The sequence below is a fragment of the Winogradskyella eximia genome (assembly GCF_003386165.1).
GTDB classification, from domain to species: domain Bacteria; phylum Bacteroidota; class Bacteroidia; order Flavobacteriales; family Flavobacteriaceae; genus Winogradskyella; species Winogradskyella eximia.
The window spans coordinates 147,728-163,758 of sequence record NZ_QRDV01000003.1 but is presented as its reverse complement, the minus strand read 5'-3'; the positions used below and the strand labels follow the sequence as shown (position 1 = coordinate 163,758).

Below are 16,031 nucleotides of genomic sequence, written 5' to 3'. Positions count from 1 at the left end.
TCCCTAATTAGTTTCTACTTTTGAAAAAAAATCCTGAGATGTTTTCCCTAAACATTTTGGGGTTTTTCTTTTTCTAATTCGTAAATTCAACCGATGCCAAAAAAGTTAGTAGTAATATGTTTAATTAATTTTCTCATTGCTGCGTTAATGGGTTTGGCATTACGCTTTTCATCTCTTGAAGCCATTGGTTTAAATTACAGATTTCTAACACACGCACATTCTCATGTTGCTATGTTGGGCTGGGTTTATTTAATGTTATATACGCTATTTGTACATTACTTTATTCCAAAGCAACCTAAAGTTTTCAATCGATTATTTTGGTTAACGGAATTTGCTGTGGTTGGTATGATGCTCAGTTTTCCGTTTCAAGGTTATGCTGCTATTTCTATTTCCTTTTCTACACTGCATATTTTTTGTAGTTACTACTTTGTTTATCTCATTTTTAAACATCATAAAACCAATTCTGTAGTAAGTGAAAAACTATTAAAAACGTCACTCATTTTTATGGTGGTTTCTACTATAGGTGTTTGGTGTTTAGGTCCTGCAGTTGCAATGCTTGGACAAGCTTCTGCGTTTTATCAAATTGCGATTCAGTTCTTTTTACATTTTCAGTTTAATGGTTGGTTTTTAATAGCTGTGGTTGCTGTCTTTTTTCATCTTTTAAAGGTTGAAGATTCTAAACAATTCAGACATTTTTTTACATTATTAATAGTCTCGATGGTATTAACCTTTGCATTACCCATACAATGGTTTTTACCACATCAATCGTTACTATTTATTAATGGATTAGGTGTGCTGCTTCAAGTTGTAATGCTATATAAATTCATTCAACTTCTAAAACCTAAATTAGAGGTTTTGATGACTAATGCACATAAACTTATGAAGCATATGTTCATGTTTGCGCTTGTTTGTTTTGTCTTAAAAGTAGTGTTTCAATCCCTTTCCATTTTACCTGAGTTTTCGGCAGTTGTTTATGAGCATCGCAATTTTGTAATTGGTTTTATTCATTTATTAATGCTCGGTGTTATTTCAGGATTTCTATTTGCTTTTATCTTAAAAAGTGGTTTGGTAACGAATTCTAAAAGCCTAACTGTTGGCATATATAGCTTTGTTTTAGGATTTCTTTTAACCGAAATATTATTATTAATTCAAGGAATAATGTTCTTTTATGGTATAGGCATACTTCCTAATTATTATCTGCTACTATTTCTGTTTAGTGTCTTTTTGCCTTTAGGAATCGGCTTCATTTTATTTAATATCTATGGAAACACAAAAGATAAATTCACATAAAAATTACGTCCTTGTCTCGGGAAGTTATTCCAATCTGCATAGGTAGAATATTTAGTGTCTAATATGTTTTCAATACCATATTTTAATACTGTTTTTCCGAGTTTATTATGGAAAACGTTTCCTAAATTAAGATTTAGAATCGCATAATCAGCAGTTTCATTTTCACCATACTTGCTACTATAATTACTTTGGTTTCCGTTACCATCTAATTGCAATGCAGCGTTAAATTTAGGTGTATTGTAGTTGAATTCAGCAAAGTAAGAAAACGGTTTTATGAGTGGTAAATTTTCACCATCATTCCCTTTTCCATAATTGTAACCAACCGTTCCGTTGATTGCAAAACGTTCCGATAGTTTATAACTACTATTTACATACGTATTAAAAATAGAGGCATGGTCTAATGCTGTATAAACACGTACACCATTTGCACCAATAGTCATTGAGCTTACGTCTGGCGCAATCTCACCAATAATATAATCCATAATATGGAAATAGGATGATTCTAAACCAATTTCAAAATCATTGAATTTTTGTTTAAAGCTGAAGTTGGCTTCTAAAGCTTTTTCGTCCTTTAAATTTGGATTGCCTATATAATCGTAATTATCAAAACTGTTGAATAAGAAAAAGCCATAACCTTCACTAACAGAAGGTGCGCGTTCGCCATAACCTATACCAACAGATAGATTATAATTCTCTTTTTTAAGTTGATATGTAGATGCTAAACTCACCAAAAACCTATTGTTTTGTTCGTCTACAGTATCATGAAAAATTTGAAGACTTTGTACACCAACTTCTTTTGCTATTTTGTTATTGTGATAGCCTAAGCGTATAGAAGATGCCAGTGTTTCATGGGTACTAAAATGAAAATCATCTTTAATAAAAATACCAGAATATAGGGTTCTAATATCTGGCCAAGTGTACATAAACATGTCTGGTTCACTTGGATTATTAGAAAACATAGTCATTTCTGCAAGTGATTTATTATAGAATCCATTAAGATTAAGTGTGAAATGATGTTTGTTTTTCATCAGTTCGGCTTTACTGTAAAATCCATACGTATCACTCCAACCAGGCATGTCCATTCTTATAGCAACAACAGGTCGCTTAGTATCATCCATAATATGAGTTATGGTATTAAAATACAATTTGGTTTCTAAAGATTTTAAGGCTTTATCTTCTGGTTTGTAGTAGTGCGTTAGGGATGCAATTAAAGCTTCAGCTAAAGAAACATCCATTGGCAAAGCAGGATATCCTACATCTGTAGCTTTATCATAAATAACATTGGCATCTATGCTTTGCGTTTCTGAAAACTTGTAGCCCGTTTTTAACGAGATATTATACTTTTCGAATTGAGAATATAAGATTTCTTCATTGCCACCTGCATCATAATTATCAGATTTTCTATAAATACCGTCAGCGCTAATAAAGAATTTATTGCCTGTGTATTCTAAATCTAGTCCTGTTGCTTTATAGTTGCCGTTAGTTTCATAACCTAAGTCTAATCCAGATTTAAAACCAGAACCATTAAATTTAGAGGATGGTAATTTTAAATCAATGCCACCACCAATTGAATGTCCGTTTTCTGTGCCTTCTTGACCAGAACCAATAGTTACTTTTTCGAGATTAGAAACATCAACGTAAGACGTTATTGGGTCCATTTTATCTGTACAGGCACCAAAAATTTGCATACCATCGATAGTCACCACTAAACGCTCACTCGTCATGTTGTTTATGGTTGGTTCCCAAGCGTAATTACCACGTTTTATCATGGTTACTTTATTAGATTTTTCGAGATAATCATCAATGCTAGACAGTGTTTTTTCTTGTCTGTGATTGCTTAATTTGCGTCTTGAAAGCACGAGGACTTCTTCTAATTTTGTAGTGTCTTTTTTTGTCTCTTTATTGTTGTCTTGGGCAAATCCTAAAGAAGACAATAGCAGACATAGAATGACTGTTATTAGCGTTTTCATAGCTAAAAATTTTAGTGTTTAAAATAAAGGGGTAAAAGGTGTCATAGACGTTAGAGGCGAAACTGAAGAATCACAACCACTATTAAAGTTGGGATTCTTCACTTCGTGCCTCGTTCTGAATGACAGTAAGGAATAAATTAAAATTCCAGTTCTAAATACAAGCTACTCGCTTCGTTTTCATCGGTAACGTCTTCGCCTTTTAAAACATCATCATTAGTGTTCATTAACTTTAGGTTTAGTTTCCAATAACCTGTCATTGTTAATGATAAATCGGCATAATAGAAATTATCAGCATTATTATACGTTAAATCTGTATTGTTAGGTGATGTATGATTTCCCATACCTGGCATACGTGGATCTAAAGCGATAGTATAATCTTCTACAACAGGAAACGTCATCATGTTTTCCATTTTAAACAAACCAACTTTCATTTCGTTTACAGCAATACTTGGGTCTTTTGGTTCAATGAGCGCAAGGATATAATTGGTGCCATCGCTACCCATAAAAGTTGCTGTGTTTTGGTTTTCATATTGCATTACAGAGATAGTTTCAGTAACTGAATAATCTGTACCATCTATATTATAGTTTAAAGTTAATGACCAACCAGAACCATCTGTATTTGTCATTTGGTAGATGATAAAACCTTCATAAACGGTATCTTTTCCTAAAGCTTTTGAAATTGTAGATTTAGGCGAAGAATGTTCCATAGTTGGCATTTGCATCATTGGCATCCAAGAAAGGGTAGCATCTTCAATATAGCTATCTGTTGTGTTGTCTTTAATTCTAAGACTAATCATATTATAGCCAGTTTCAAATAGACCTTTCTCGTTGTAAAGCTCTATAGTTTCGTTGCCATTAACAATGGTTTGAATAAGTTCTAATCCTTCAACTTCATTAACTATTGTTGTGTTATCGTCGTCGTCTGTTGAACATGAAAAGAATAGCGCAATAAATGCGATTGGTAATAAATATTTAAGTTTCATTTTAAAGTGTTTAAGTTATTTTTAAATGTAATTATCCTGTTTGAAGCCGATTTGGTTTCAAAAAATAGAAGTTTGCCCTAAGTAGAGCTTCAAAAAAAATTAACTTAAATCTGGTGGAGGCGTATGGATAGAATAAAAGCCAGAAACAGGTTGTTTTATTCTGTAATGTGAATTGTTTTGGAATCTTGATAATTGATTGAAATTATCAATGGTGTGGTTTGCAGTTTCATAAATAACAAAAACGTCTAAGCGCGTTCTGTCAGTGGATGGTAATGGTGCGTCCGAGCTCGAATCTGTGTTACTCTGTGCGAGTTGCTTTGCTAAATGACATTTACCATTACAACCTTTTTGGTCGTCTTTTTGAATACAAAGCGTTTTAGCAATAAAATCTTGGTTCACCACAAAATCGGCTACAATAACCACGTTGTTAATATTGTTCGCTAATAAAACGAACGTTAAAAACAAGGCAATGGCTTTATATATAACCTTTAATATCATATTGCTAAATTCGGACTATTTTGTCCTTAATTAAATGATTTTTATCAGTTAATCTTAAAATATTCAAAATAAGTGGCTGTTAAGCGTTGCAAATTTGTCACTTTTTTCTCTAATTCTGAAGTGTTTTCTACATCTTTTATATCTGTAATTTCTTCTAAAATAGGAACGAGTACCACATGAAGCTGGTCGTGCGCTTCACCTTCCATATCGCAGCTTTTTATAATATAGCTTGTTTGTTTTGAAAGTACGTCGCCTAATACTTTTCCACTTGTTGAAGTATTATTCTTTAAAATAGAATCAATACGCTTCATGCCAATATGAGTTTCTTCATTAGCAATCCACTTTTCGTTATTGTTGAGTGCTAAACCTTCTAGTTGAATTGCTGAATGTATTTCAGGCTTAACAGTTTCGTTTTTACAACCAAAAGTTAATGCTAATAGCAACGTGATTATTACATATTTTATTGTCATGATTCTAAATATTGAGATACTAATTATTGACTAAAAATCTTTTTTCTTTGATTTGAATACGATGCGTAAAACAGGCATCACAACCCAAATGGTAAGCATTACGAAAGATACGATTAAACCAAAACTTGTTCCGAAAAATTGTTTGAAAACAGCACCAGTATAACCTAATAAGGCTGAAATGTCTAGTTTTAAAAGAATAAGTGTTCTAGATAAATCTATAGGATTAAGCATAGTGCCAATAAGCGATACTTTATCTAGTGGGTAATCTTCAAATAAAATTAGTGTCATTAAAAAGAGTCCATCATAAATAACGGCCAAAAACAACCAAAGTAAGATGGCATAACCAAAGCCTTTAATTTTATTTTCATTAGATAATGCAATATTGAACGCTAAAGCGGTAAAAATTAAGGTTAAAAATGTACCTGTAATTAGTAACAGTGAAAAGTCCCAAATGGCACTGCTTTCAAATAAACCATAAAACACAAACGGGATGCCTAACCCTAAAATTAAACTCATAGATAATGATAAGGCAACACCTAAATATTGTCCTAAGAATATGGACGAACGTTTAATGGGTTGTGCTAAAAGTAGCTCGGTAAATTCTTGTGAATTATAATAATACATAACGCCAAAAATGGTGCCTATTAATGGTACTAAAACGATGATGACATTCATTAAAGTAATAACTGCTTTTGATAAATCGTTATTCAAAAACAACAAGACAACACCTAATAGTAAATAAAAGGCGAAATACACGTAACTCCAGCGACTACGCATAAGGTCGTAAAAACTATATTTTAATATCTTAAGCATGGTTATCGGTTAATATAGACGCAATCGCATGTTCAAAATCGGGTTGATTGGTCTTGGTTTTTAATTTTTGAATAGAGCCTTTAAAATAAATTTTACCTTCTAGGATAAATACAATTTCATCTGAAATTTCTTCAACAAAACTCATGATGTGCGAGGTAATAAGAACTGTTTTTCCTTTGGCTTTTTCTGCTTTAATTAAATCTTTTAATCTAATGAGTGAAATTGGGTCTAAACCTGTGGTTGGTTCGTCTAAAATAATTAACGGACTATCAAACATAAAAGTTAAAACGAGATTCACTTTTTGCTTAGTTCCACCGGAAAGATTACCTAATTTTTTGTCTAAAAAAGGTTCTAATCTAAAAAGCTCAATTAAGCGTTCATCTTCATTGGTTGGTTTACGTAAATCCTTAATCATTTTGATTAATTCTTTAACACGTAGGTTACTCGGAAAGTTGGCTATTTGCGGTAAATAATCAATTTTATGTCTGTATTCAGAATTCTTTTTAATGTTTTCGCCAAGTACAGTGATGTTTCCTTTATCTGGAATTACCATACCCAAAACCGATTTTATCAAAGTGGTTTTACCTGAACCATTAGGTCCAAGTACGGCGAAAATTCCGCCTTCGCTAATGTTGAGGTCAACACCGCTTAGCACTTGGTTTTTCCCGAATTTTTTATGTAGATTTTCTATGGTTACCATGTTAGTTTTTTTATTTGTGGGTTGTTGTCCAATAAATCATCTGGTGTAAAAACAGGTGATACTTTTTCAGAAAAGTCAATGATATCTATAAACATACTTCGCAGTAAAATGATGGTTTCTGGTGTACGATTTACGATATAAGAAAAGAGTTTTACTGGTCGGTAAGGGATATCTCCAATACCATTTTTATCTAAGTCGTATCCTGTGTAACTGCTCCAGTAATTTTTGTCAAATTCATTGTCATTGACTTTACTGTTGTAAGCAATATCAAAGGAATTGTACAAAAAGTTGTTTTCTGTAAAGATGTTAGTATAGCAAGCGCCTTTCACTTTAATGGCCCAACCATTATTTGAAAATGTATTATGCTTGTAATTAATACGATTAGAACCTTCAATATTAATTCCAATAGTATTGTTCTCAAACGTATTGCCTACAATTTCAGCATCATTAATTTCTTTTAGCAACAGACCGTAAGAAGCTGTTCCCCAATTTTCTTTAAAAATATTATTAAACATTTGTATCCGTTTTGAAAACATCACAGCAACACCAGCACCATTATTTTCAAAGGTGTTATCTTCATATGAGTCGTCGTTAGAAAACATAAAGTGTAAGCCGTAACGTACGTTTAATGCACTGACATTATTTTTAATAACACAATCATTAGAAAATTCTAAATAAATGCCATCTCTAACATGCTGTACAAAATTATGTTCAATTTGAACATTTCTACTGTACCATAGTTGAATACCATTTCCAGAATTATATTCTTCTACAGCTTCTCCAATTATTTTGTTGTGAAAGACTTTTCCATCTCTTGATTTTTCGATGTATATACCAAAGAATAATTTTTCTAAAACTAAATTCTGAATTAAGAAATTTTTGCTGTTCTTAACACGGATGGCTGCATAATCTGCTGTATAACTATTACCAACGTTAATAATGAATAAACCGTCTACAGTAACATTATCTGAGGTAACAGTAATTATTTCACCTTTTAATTCACCATCAATAACAGGATAATTTTCACCAATAATAGTTAAAGGTTTATTGACAAGAACATTATGTTCTTTGTACGTTCCTTTTTTAACCACAATGGTGTCAAAATCTTTTGCCTGTGCAATACCATCTTTTAATGTTGAAATAGGACATGTTTTACAAACCTCGACAGTTTGGGCAACAGTAAGTTTAGCCATTAAAATGACTGCTAATAATACTAGAATATGTCTCATGTTACTAGTCTTTAAATTTGGCTAGTAAGGTTTCCCAAGTGTATAAATCGCCTCCTTTATCTGCTTGAAATTTTTTAGCATCTGCCTTATCTTTAAAGGCTGAAAGGTAAGCACCCATAGGGCTTGGTATATTTTTGCTAATTAAAAATGTCGCTTTTGTAGCATCAATTAATGCTTCTGGTGTGGTGTAGTTATTAGATAAATAAAGTTGAATTTCAGTTGTATCAAAATCTTTCGTGTAGTTAATCATACATTCTGTAGCATCAAATTTATAAACTTTACCTTTTTTAGTGACAATTTCTGCAGCGTGAACCTTATCTACTATAGTCATTTTACAGAATTGACAACCGTCACTTCCATAATCTATAGGTTCTGGTGATACATTACAACTGAAAAATAAGAGTAGTAGTGCAAAAATTAAATAGTGTTTTAGTGTTTGCATGATTTTTAGTGTTTTAGTGTTTGTGAAAATTACAGTCTTAACTTACTGTGTTGTTTTTCTCAGGCTTGCTTTTCTGCCAAGCCAATAAGCAACAAGTGTTAGTGCCATACCAATAAACATAAGGTAACCTCCTATGTGTGGCAATGAAGTTACGTCAAAATTTAGTAATTTTTGAAAACCTAATAGTGGTGGTTTGTAAGACATTGGTGTGCCATCAGGATTTGTTACTTTTATAATAGCATGAGGATCTAAGTTACTTCCGTAATCTATGAGCCAGTTATTAAAATCGTACATTCCTAAAACACCTAATATAGACATAAATAAGAACCAACCTAAAAAGTACTTGTAACTTACTTTTTCTAAATAGCCTAATAAGCCTATGATTACTCCTAAAATTACCATTGCGATAATTACTTTAGGAAAAACTGAAAACTCCCACATATCTTCTGCTTTCGGAATGGTTTTCATTCCAATATAGTGGTTTAAACCGTCTATGTTTTGCAGATCGAACTCTTGTACACCTTTAATACCTTGAATATAAATATTCATTCCTAATGGTTCTGGGTATTGTGGAGCACCTAACATGATGTTCCATAAAGGGAATTTAAAAAGTCCAAGCAACAATAAGGATCCTAATATCATTATAATTCCAGCCTTTTTCATAATCTTATATTATTAGCTAATTAATCATTTAGTGATACCAAATTTTATAATCAAGTAGTTTGAGTTTATTTGGTGTGATTAGTGATTTGAAAAGAAAGGCGAGAGCGACATGTCAACTCTCGCCTTATATTAGGGAAATAAACACTAAAACAAAATTTCCCTAAATTTTTATAAGTAATAAACTATTCTCCTAAAGACCAAGACAATTCAATGTCTGAACTAGCTGGAGATACACGAACATAACCTTGCATTTCTTGGTGTAATGCAGAACAGAAATCTGTACAATAGAATGGCCAAACACCAACTCTTTCAGGTTCCCATGTTAATGTTTTTGTTTGACCTGGTGCAATTAATAACTCAGCATTTCTAGCACCAATCATTGCAAAACCATGCGGTACATCAAAATCTTGTTCTAAGTTGGTAATATGAAAGTATACTTTGTCTCCAACTTTTACACCTTCAATATTATCTGGTGAAAAGTGGCTACGTATCATAGTCATATAAATATGGACGTTTTTACCATCTCTAACAACCTTAGTATCTGCATCGCTAAGCGCTTTTTTAGGATGTTGGTTCTCTGATAACTTAAAGATTTTACGAGAGTTATTTTTAATAATTTCGGCAGGAATTGCTGCTGCATAGTGAGGTTCACCATGAGTTGGGAAATCTAAAAGTAGTTCCATTTTTTCTCCTGAAATATCATATAGTTGCGCCGAGTGTTCCATTTCTGGGCCTGTAGGTAAATATCTATCTTTTGTTATTTTGTTCATTGCGAACATGTATTTACCAAAAGGTTCTGCTGAGTTTCCGCCAGGAATTGTTAAGTGACCTACAGAATAATATGTTGGTTTTCTATCGATAACTTCCCATGTGCCTAATTTCCATTTTACAACTTCAGAAGAAATAAAGAACGTTGTATATGCATTTCCTTTACCATCAAATTCAGTGTGTAAAGGTCCTAATCCTGGTTGCTCAACTGAACCTGCTAAAACATCTTCGAAATTTAAAATTGGAATACCATAAGCTTCGCCAGCAAATTTCTCACTCTCAATAGCAGCTAACATTTTTGTAAATGAGTGTACTGTTAAATTAGCAGATAATTTACCATTACCTACAATGTATTCTCCAGAAGGATCTACATCACAACCATGAGGTGATTTTGGTGTTGGTAATAAATAGACTGCTCCAGGAACTTCTGAAGGATTGACAACACGTACTTCTTTTTTCATTGTAGAAGTAGCTGTGTGTGTGTCATCACTATACACATTGTGTGCATAATTAGCAGGCATCATTGTACCACCACCATTATTTACATATTCTTCAATTTTTTTCCAGTTTATAGCTGCAATAAAATCTTTATCATTTTGAGATGCATTAACTTCTAATAGTGAGTTTGCTTCTTCAGTATTATAAGTGGTGAAGAAGAACCAACCATGAGATTTTCCACGTCCAGGATGTGATAAATCATAGTTGAAACCTGGCATCAATACTTGAAATTTAATATCCATGTGTCCATGTTCTGGATCTACAGATATAAAAGATAAAGCACCTTTAAAGTTTCCTTTATAGTCTTTTATAGACATATCCTTTTGTGGAATTGGCACAGAAAAACGTGTTCCTGCAACTACATACTCAGTATTTTCTGTAATGAATGAAGAACTGTGGTTACCTGCACTGTTAGGAACTTCAATTATTTCTTCAGTCTCAAAAGTAGTTAAACTAATTCTTGCAATACGAGGTGTATTGTTACCATTAATGAAAATCCAACGACCATCCAATTTTCCTTTAGTTTGAGAAATATCTGGGTGATGCGAATCGTCCCAAGGTACAAAACCAAAAGAAGTCTCTAACATCGGTTTAGTTTCTTCAGAATACCCATAACCATTTGTTGGAAATTGTGAGAAAACAGGAATTTCTTTAAACATTCTTCCAGAAGGTAAGCCATAAACGGTAAGGTTACCACTATAACCACCAGATAGAAATGCATAATGCGAATCGTGCTCTCCTGGTGCTATATATACTTTTTCTGCGTTGTTGCTAGATAAGGCTCCAGAATTACTAGACTTACCAGAATTATTACAACTTGTAAATGCGGCAAAAACCGCTACAATTGCAAGTGTTGATTTTAGTATTTTTTTCATTGTTTATTGTTTTAATTAGCGTTAGAATTATTTAGTTGGAGGTAATAAAACTTTGTCAATAACGTGTACAATTCCGTTACCAGCCTTTATACTTGCCAATATTTTTGCTCCTCCAATCATAGGCTCTCCGTCTACGACTTCTACCTTTACATAATCATTATTAGCTTGACCTAGTTTTTTAAATTTCTTTAAAAAATCTTTTGAGTAGTTACCAGGAGTCACATGATACTTTAAAATATTAGCTAAAGCATCTTTATTTTCTGGTTTCAATAAGTTCTCAACAGTACCTTCTGGTAATGCTGCAAATGCCTCATTTGTTGGAGCAAATACCATTAAAGGACCTGCGTTAACTAAAGCATTTTCTAATTGAGCTGCTTGAACTGCAGCAACTAAAGTGGTGTGATCTTTAGAGCCAATAGCAATACTTAAAACGGTTGTACTGCCATCATCTTCAATAAAGGCTTGGCCAGTCCGTTCTGTAGATTGTGTTTCGGTTTTTAGTTCTGATGACGTGGTTGAAGCGTCTTTGCTCGCATCTTTGCATGAGCTAAAAAGAGAAGCAATTGCAAAGACAATAAACAGGTGTTTGGTTAGTTTCATAAATATTTATTTTAAGGTTCTAAAATATTCTAAGACAGCTCTTGCTTCTTCTTCTGTAAGGTGTTGGTTCGCCATAGGTGCACCATTGAATTCCATTAATAAGTCCTTAGCTAGTGGATCTTCTTTAACCATTTGTTCTGGATTAAGAATCATATTCATTACCCATTCTGGAGTTCTTCTTTTTAAAATTCCTGTTGGTGCAGGACCAATAAATTTTTTGTCTGCCTTATGACAAGCGGTACACATTTTTGCATACACTTCTTTACCATGTGCTGCCATGTCTTGGTTAACTTCTGCTTCTAATGTTACAGATTTAATTGGGCCAACTCCTTTATTAGAGAGTTCTACACGTTGTGAAGCTGCCTCTTTCTTTTCTGTTTTTACAGGTGCTTTTTTACCATAACCAGTTTCTGCTTCTTTCTTTTTATCACCACCTCCGCAACTAAAAACAGTTGCAATAGCGATCATTGTTAAAATTTTTAGTGATTTCTTCATTGTTTTAGATTTAATTTTTGTCAAATTTAAATAGGCTAACATGAAAAATATATGATATTTATCATGTATTAGGATAATTTTATCCTATTTAATAATTAATCATGTCTTTTCAGTAAGCTTGAATACAATATTTTTTTGTAATCAACTATATTAGTTAGTGTTAAGGTGAATTTTTGGCGTGAAATTATAATAAAACCCACAAGTTTGATTGCGGGTTTTATTATAAGGAAATTTGTGTTTTGTAGTAATTATAATTTTAGTAAATCTATTTGAATCAACTTTTGTTAAAATCTAAACCTAACAAAAGGCATCCATGCTTCAGAATACACACTTTTATCTTTGTCGTAAAGCATATCGTATCTAATACCAATGGTTACATTGCTACTAGTGTAACCAGCACCTATAAATAGAGCTGGGTACCAATAATTGTCATCTTCGTTAGTTATGTATTTTTCGTCGAAATTTCGACTAACATGTAATTGTTCAAATTCTGTAGAAACCTGTATTTCTCTTATAGGATTAAATAAACCTATAATACTACCTCCTAGTACAGTAGATTTAAATACTTTTTTTTGAGAACTATAAGAAAAATTTAACCCAATGCCAGTAGCTATATAAGGACTAAAACGATATAACGCATTTGGAGTTATAGAACTACTAAAATAGCCATCACCAAAATTTAAGCCCAACCCTCCACCAAATTCTACTTGACTCCAAAAGTTATTAGTTTTAGAGATTGGTTCTTGTGCGAAACAACTGATTGTGAAAAAGAAAATTATAGAGGCAGTAAGTAAGGATTTTTTAAAGGAAATATAATTGTTATTCATAATGAAGGTATTTGTTTTTTTCTATATGTTATAAATATAATAAAACCTTATCTATATTTAGTAAAAGTTGTATTTTTGAATAAATTATGTTGAAACGAAAACGTCTCAAAAAGTATAATGGATAAATATTCTTTTCTTAACGCGGCACATACGGCATATTTTGCTGATTTATATGACCAATACCTCAAAAATCCCGATTCTGTAGAGCCTAGTTGGCGTGCCTTTTTTCAAGGTTATGATTTTGGATCCGAAAATTACGGCTTAGAAGGTGAAATTATTGAAGGTGTTTCTACGCAAATGCCAGAACAACTTCAAAAAGAGTTTCAACTTATAAAACTTATAGATGGCTACAGAAGTCGAGGGCATTTGTTTACAAAAACAAATCCAGTAAGGGCAAGACGTAAGTATGCACCAACACTTGAAATTGAAAACTTCGGCCTATCAAAATCCGATTTAAATACGGTGTTTTCTGCTGGTGAAGTTCTTGGTTTAGGTACATCGTCTACTTTACAAACAATTATTGATCATTTAGAAAAAGTATATTGTGAATCTATTGGTGTAGAGTATATGTACATCAGAAAGCCTGAAGAAATTGCATGGATTCAGAATAAGTTGAATGTTAATGATAATCATCCACAATTTTCTGTTGAGAAGAAGAAACATATATTAAGAAAGTTAAATGAAGCAGTGTCGTTTGAGAACTTTTTACATACCAAATATGTAGGTCAAAAACGTTTTTCTTTAGAGGGTGGCGAAGCTTTAATTCCGGCTTTAGATGCTTTAATTGAGCAGGCATCTGAATATGATGTAAAAGAATTTGTTATGGGAATGGCGCATCGTGGTCGTCTTAGTACATTAACTAATATCTTTGGGAAGTCTGCAAAAGATATCTTTAGCGAATTTGATGGAAAAGATTATGAGCAAGAGGTTTTTGATGGAGATGTAAAATACCATTTAGGATGGACGAGTGATCGTGTTACAGATACAGGAAAACACATAAATATTAACATTGCACCAAACCCGTCACATTTAGAAACAGTTGGTGCGGTTGTAGAAGGTATTTCTAGAGCTAAACAAGATGATAAATACCCAGATAATCCATCGCAAGTATTACCTATAATTGTTCATGGTGACGCAGCAATTGCAGGACAAGGTTTAGTTTATGAATTAGTGCAAATGGCACAATTAGATGGTTATAAAACTAATGGTACAATTCATATTGTAGTAAATAATCAAATTGGTTTTACAACCAATTATTTAGACGCTAGGTCAAGTACCTATTGTACTGATGTTGGTAAGGTAACACTTTCGCCTGTTTTACATGTTAATGCAGACGATGTTGAAGCTGTAGTACATGCTACATTATTTGCGTTACATTTTAGAATGAAATTTAAACGTGATGTCTTTATTGATATGCTAGGATATAGAAAATATGGACATAATGAAGGAGATGAACCTAAGTTTACACAACCATTATTATATAAAGCAATAGCAAAACATAAAAATCCTAGAGATATTTATGCAGCAAGACTGTTAGCAGAAGGAGTAATTAATAATGATTTTGTTGCCAAAATAGAAAAAGAATATAAAGATAAGCTTGAAGAAAAGCTTGAAGATTCTCGTAAGGTTAAGAAAACGGAAATTACACCATTTATGCAAAATGAATGGGTAGATTTTGTATCTGTACAAGAAGATAAAATGATGATGTCCGTGGATACAACGTATTCTAAAGAAGGACTTAGAGAAATTGCAGAAGTAATATCTAACTTACCAGAAGATAAAAAATTTATAAGAAAAATTCAACGATTAATCGAATCTAGACAAACGATGTTTGATGAAGATCGATTAGATTGGGCCATGGCAGAGCATTTGGCATATGGATCTCTTTTATTGGAAGGTAATGACGTTAGAATTTCTGGACAAGATGTAGAACGTGGTACATTTTCTCATCGACATGCTGTTGTAAAAGTAGAAGATAGTGAAGAGGAAATAATCCTTCATAATAAGTTAAGTGATCAACAAGGGAAATTCTTTATTTATAATTCCCTATTATCAGAATATGGAGTAGTTGGTTTTGATTATGGTTATGCTATGGCAAGTCCTAAAACTTTAACTATTTGGGAAGCACAATTTGGTGATTTCAGTAATGGAGCACAGATAATGTTAGATCAATATATTTCTGCAGCAGAAGATAAATGGAAGCTTCAAAATGGTTTAGTAATGTTATTGCCACATGGCTATGAAGGGCAAGGAGCAGAACATTCATCTGCAAGAATGGAGCGTTATTTACAGTTATGTGCAAAAGATAATATGTTTGTTGCTGATTGTACAACACCTGCGAACATGTTTCATTTGTTAAGACGACAAATGAAAGCAAATTACAGAAAACCTTTAATTGTATTTACACCAAAGAGTTTATTACGTCATCCAAAAGTGGTATCAACAGTTGAAGAATTTGCAAATGGAAGTTTTCAAATGTTAATTGATGATGCTAATGCTAAAGCAGATAAAATAAAAACATTAGTTTTTGTTACAGGTAAGTTTTATTATGATTTATTAGAGGAACAAGAAAATCTAGAAAGAGATGATGTTGCTCTAGTTAGAATAGAACAATTATTTCCATTGCCTGCGGATGATATGAGAGCAATGATGAAAAAATATAAAAATGCAGAAGATGTTGTTTGGGCTCAAGAGGAACCAAGAAATATGGGAGCATACAGTCATTTATTAATGCATTTTGACGAAGCTAGACAATTTAGATCAGCAAGCAGAAGACCTTATGGAGCACCAGCAGCAGGAAGTTCAGTACGTTCTAAAAAACGTCATAAAGAAGTTATAGATTACGTTTTTGATAAAACCAAAAACAACCAGAGATAAATATAATTAACGCAACGCAAATTAGAGCTTAAC

15 protein-coding genes are annotated in these 16,031 nt (G+C 32.5%); 2 read left to right on the top strand and 13 right to left on the bottom strand.

Annotated elements, in window-relative coordinates:
* Positions 1 to 93 precede the first annotated feature (93 nt).
* Positions 94 to 1,290, top strand: coding sequence for a hypothetical protein (locus DFQ10_RS08865; protein WP_115817055.1), 1,197 nt, complete (start codon positions 94 to 96; stop codon positions 1,288 to 1,290).
* Here the strand turns inward: DFQ10_RS08865 and DFQ10_RS08860 are convergent.
* The 13 genes from DFQ10_RS08860 to DFQ10_RS08800 all read right to left on the bottom strand — a co-directional run bounded on the left by DFQ10_RS08860 (position 1,260) and on the right by DFQ10_RS08800 (position 13,121).
* The gene (locus DFQ10_RS08860; protein WP_115817054.1) at positions 1,260 to 3,260 is read right to left on the bottom strand and encodes a TonB-dependent receptor plug domain-containing protein; all 2,001 of its coding nucleotides are present in this window, start codon (positions 3,258 to 3,260) and stop codon (positions 1,260 to 1,262) included. The genes DFQ10_RS08865 and DFQ10_RS08860 overlap by 31 nt on opposite strands.
* A 137-nt stretch (positions 3,261 to 3,397) precedes the next feature.
* Positions 3,398 to 4,243 (bottom strand): hypothetical protein, encoded by an 846-nt coding sequence (locus DFQ10_RS08855; protein ID WP_115817053.1) that lies wholly within the window; start codon positions 4,241 to 4,243, stop codon positions 3,398 to 3,400.
* Between the two features lie 99 nt (positions 4,244 to 4,342).
* Positions 4,343 to 4,741, bottom strand: coding sequence for a hypothetical protein (locus DFQ10_RS08850; protein ID WP_115817052.1), 399 nt, complete (start codon positions 4,739 to 4,741; stop codon positions 4,343 to 4,345).
* A gap of 44 nt (positions 4,742 to 4,785) precedes the next feature.
* Positions 4,786 to 5,211 carry a hypothetical protein gene (locus DFQ10_RS08845; RefSeq protein ID WP_241695513.1) on the bottom strand — a complete coding sequence of 142 codons (426 nt, stop codon included), beginning with the start codon at positions 5,209 to 5,211 and terminating at the stop codon, positions 4,786 to 4,788.
* A gap of 30 nt (positions 5,212 to 5,241) precedes the next feature.
* Positions 5,242 to 6,024, bottom strand: coding sequence for an ABC transporter permease (locus tag DFQ10_RS08840; RefSeq protein WP_115817051.1), 783 nt, complete (start codon positions 6,022 to 6,024; stop codon positions 5,242 to 5,244).
* The gene (locus DFQ10_RS08835) at positions 6,017 to 6,724 is read right to left on the bottom strand and encodes an ABC transporter ATP-binding protein (protein ID WP_115817050.1); all 708 of its coding nucleotides are present in this window, start codon (positions 6,722 to 6,724) and stop codon (positions 6,017 to 6,019) included. Before DFQ10_RS08835 ends, DFQ10_RS08840 begins: the two co-directional genes overlap by 8 nt.
* Complete coding sequence (locus DFQ10_RS08830) at positions 6,718 to 7,953, bottom strand: nitrous oxide reductase family maturation protein NosD (RefSeq protein WP_245940664.1); 1,236 nt, start codon at positions 7,951 to 7,953, stop codon at positions 6,718 to 6,720. The genes DFQ10_RS08835 and DFQ10_RS08830 overlap by 7 nt, the downstream gene beginning before the upstream one ends.
* 4 nt (positions 7,954 to 7,957) lie before the next feature.
* Positions 7,958 to 8,395 (bottom strand): nitrous oxide reductase accessory protein NosL, encoded by a 438-nt coding sequence (locus DFQ10_RS08825; protein WP_115817049.1) that lies wholly within the window; start codon positions 8,393 to 8,395, stop codon positions 7,958 to 7,960.
* Between the two features lie 42 nt (positions 8,396 to 8,437).
* On the bottom strand, positions 8,438 to 9,058 hold the full coding sequence (locus DFQ10_RS08820) for a hypothetical protein (protein WP_115817048.1): 621 nt from the start codon (positions 9,056 to 9,058) through the stop codon (positions 8,438 to 8,440).
* A 182-nt stretch (positions 9,059 to 9,240) separates the two neighbouring features.
* Positions 9,241 to 11,199, bottom strand: coding sequence for a Sec-dependent nitrous-oxide reductase (gene nosZ / locus DFQ10_RS08815; protein WP_115817047.1), 1,959 nt, complete (start codon positions 11,197 to 11,199; stop codon positions 9,241 to 9,243).
* A gap of 27 nt (positions 11,200 to 11,226) precedes the next feature.
* On the bottom strand, positions 11,227 to 11,799 hold the full coding sequence (locus DFQ10_RS08810; protein WP_115817046.1) for a fasciclin domain-containing protein: 573 nt from the start codon (positions 11,797 to 11,799) through the stop codon (positions 11,227 to 11,229).
* A 6-nt stretch (positions 11,800 to 11,805) separates the two neighbouring features.
* On the bottom strand, positions 11,806 to 12,294 hold the full coding sequence (locus DFQ10_RS08805) for a c-type cytochrome (RefSeq protein ID WP_115817226.1): 489 nt from the start codon (positions 12,292 to 12,294) through the stop codon (positions 11,806 to 11,808).
* Positions 12,295 to 12,578: 284 nt separating this feature from the next.
* Positions 12,579 to 13,121 (bottom strand): alpha-ketoglutarate decarboxylase, encoded by a 543-nt coding sequence (locus DFQ10_RS08800; RefSeq protein WP_245940662.1) that lies wholly within the window; start codon positions 13,119 to 13,121, stop codon positions 12,579 to 12,581.
* A 117-nt stretch (positions 13,122 to 13,238) separates the two neighbouring features.
* Here DFQ10_RS08800 and DFQ10_RS08795 point away from each other — a divergent pair, with 117 nt between their 5' ends.
* Entirely contained in the window at positions 13,239 to 15,998 is a 2,760-nt protein-coding gene (locus DFQ10_RS08795) for a 2-oxoglutarate dehydrogenase E1 component (RefSeq protein WP_115817045.1), read from the top strand.
* The last annotated feature ends 33 nt before the right edge of the window (positions 15,999 to 16,031 follow it).

Bases quoted from the DNA above. Each gene is read 5' to 3' on its own strand.
- DFQ10_RS08865 (WP_115817055.1), top strand. From the start codon at position 94: ATGCCAAAAAAGTTAGTAGTAATATGTTTAATTAATTTTCTCATTGCT.
- DFQ10_RS08860 (WP_115817054.1), bottom strand. From the start codon at position 3,260: ATGAAAACGCTAATAACAGTCATTCTATGTCTGCTATTGTCTTCTTTA.
- DFQ10_RS08855 (WP_115817053.1), bottom strand. From the start codon at position 4,243: ATGAAACTTAAATATTTATTACCAATCGCATTTATTGCGCTATTCTTT.
- DFQ10_RS08850 (WP_115817052.1), bottom strand. From the start codon at position 4,741: ATGATATTAAAGGTTATATATAAAGCCATTGCCTTGTTTTTAACGTTC.
- DFQ10_RS08845 (WP_241695513.1), bottom strand. From the start codon at position 5,211: ATGACAATAAAATATGTAATAATCACGTTGCTATTAGCATTAACTTTT.
- DFQ10_RS08840 (WP_115817051.1), bottom strand. From the start codon at position 6,024: ATGCTTAAGATATTAAAATATAGTTTTTACGACCTTATGCGTAGTCGC.
- DFQ10_RS08835 (WP_115817050.1), bottom strand. From the start codon at position 6,724: ATGGTAACCATAGAAAATCTACATAAAAAATTCGGGAAAAACCAAGTG.
- DFQ10_RS08830 (WP_245940664.1), bottom strand. From the start codon at position 7,953: ATGAGACATATTCTAGTATTATTAGCAGTCATTTTAATGGCTAAACTT.
- DFQ10_RS08825 (WP_115817049.1), bottom strand. From the start codon at position 8,395: ATGCAAACACTAAAACACTATTTAATTTTTGCACTACTACTCTTATTT.
- DFQ10_RS08820 (WP_115817048.1), bottom strand. From the start codon at position 9,058: ATGAAAAAGGCTGGAATTATAATGATATTAGGATCCTTATTGTTGCTT.
- nosZ (WP_115817047.1), bottom strand. From the start codon at position 11,199: ATGAAAAAAATACTAAAATCAACACTTGCAATTGTAGCGGTTTTTGCC.
- DFQ10_RS08810 (WP_115817046.1), bottom strand. From the start codon at position 11,799: ATGAAACTAACCAAACACCTGTTTATTGTCTTTGCAATTGCTTCTCTT.
- DFQ10_RS08805 (WP_115817226.1), bottom strand. From the start codon at position 12,294: ATGAAGAAATCACTAAAAATTTTAACAATGATCGCTATTGCAACTGTT.
- DFQ10_RS08800 (WP_245940662.1), bottom strand. From the start codon at position 13,121: ATGAATAACAATTATATTTCCTTTAAAAAATCCTTACTTACTGCCTCT.
- DFQ10_RS08795 (WP_115817045.1), top strand. From the start codon at position 13,239: ATGGATAAATATTCTTTTCTTAACGCGGCACATACGGCATATTTTGCT.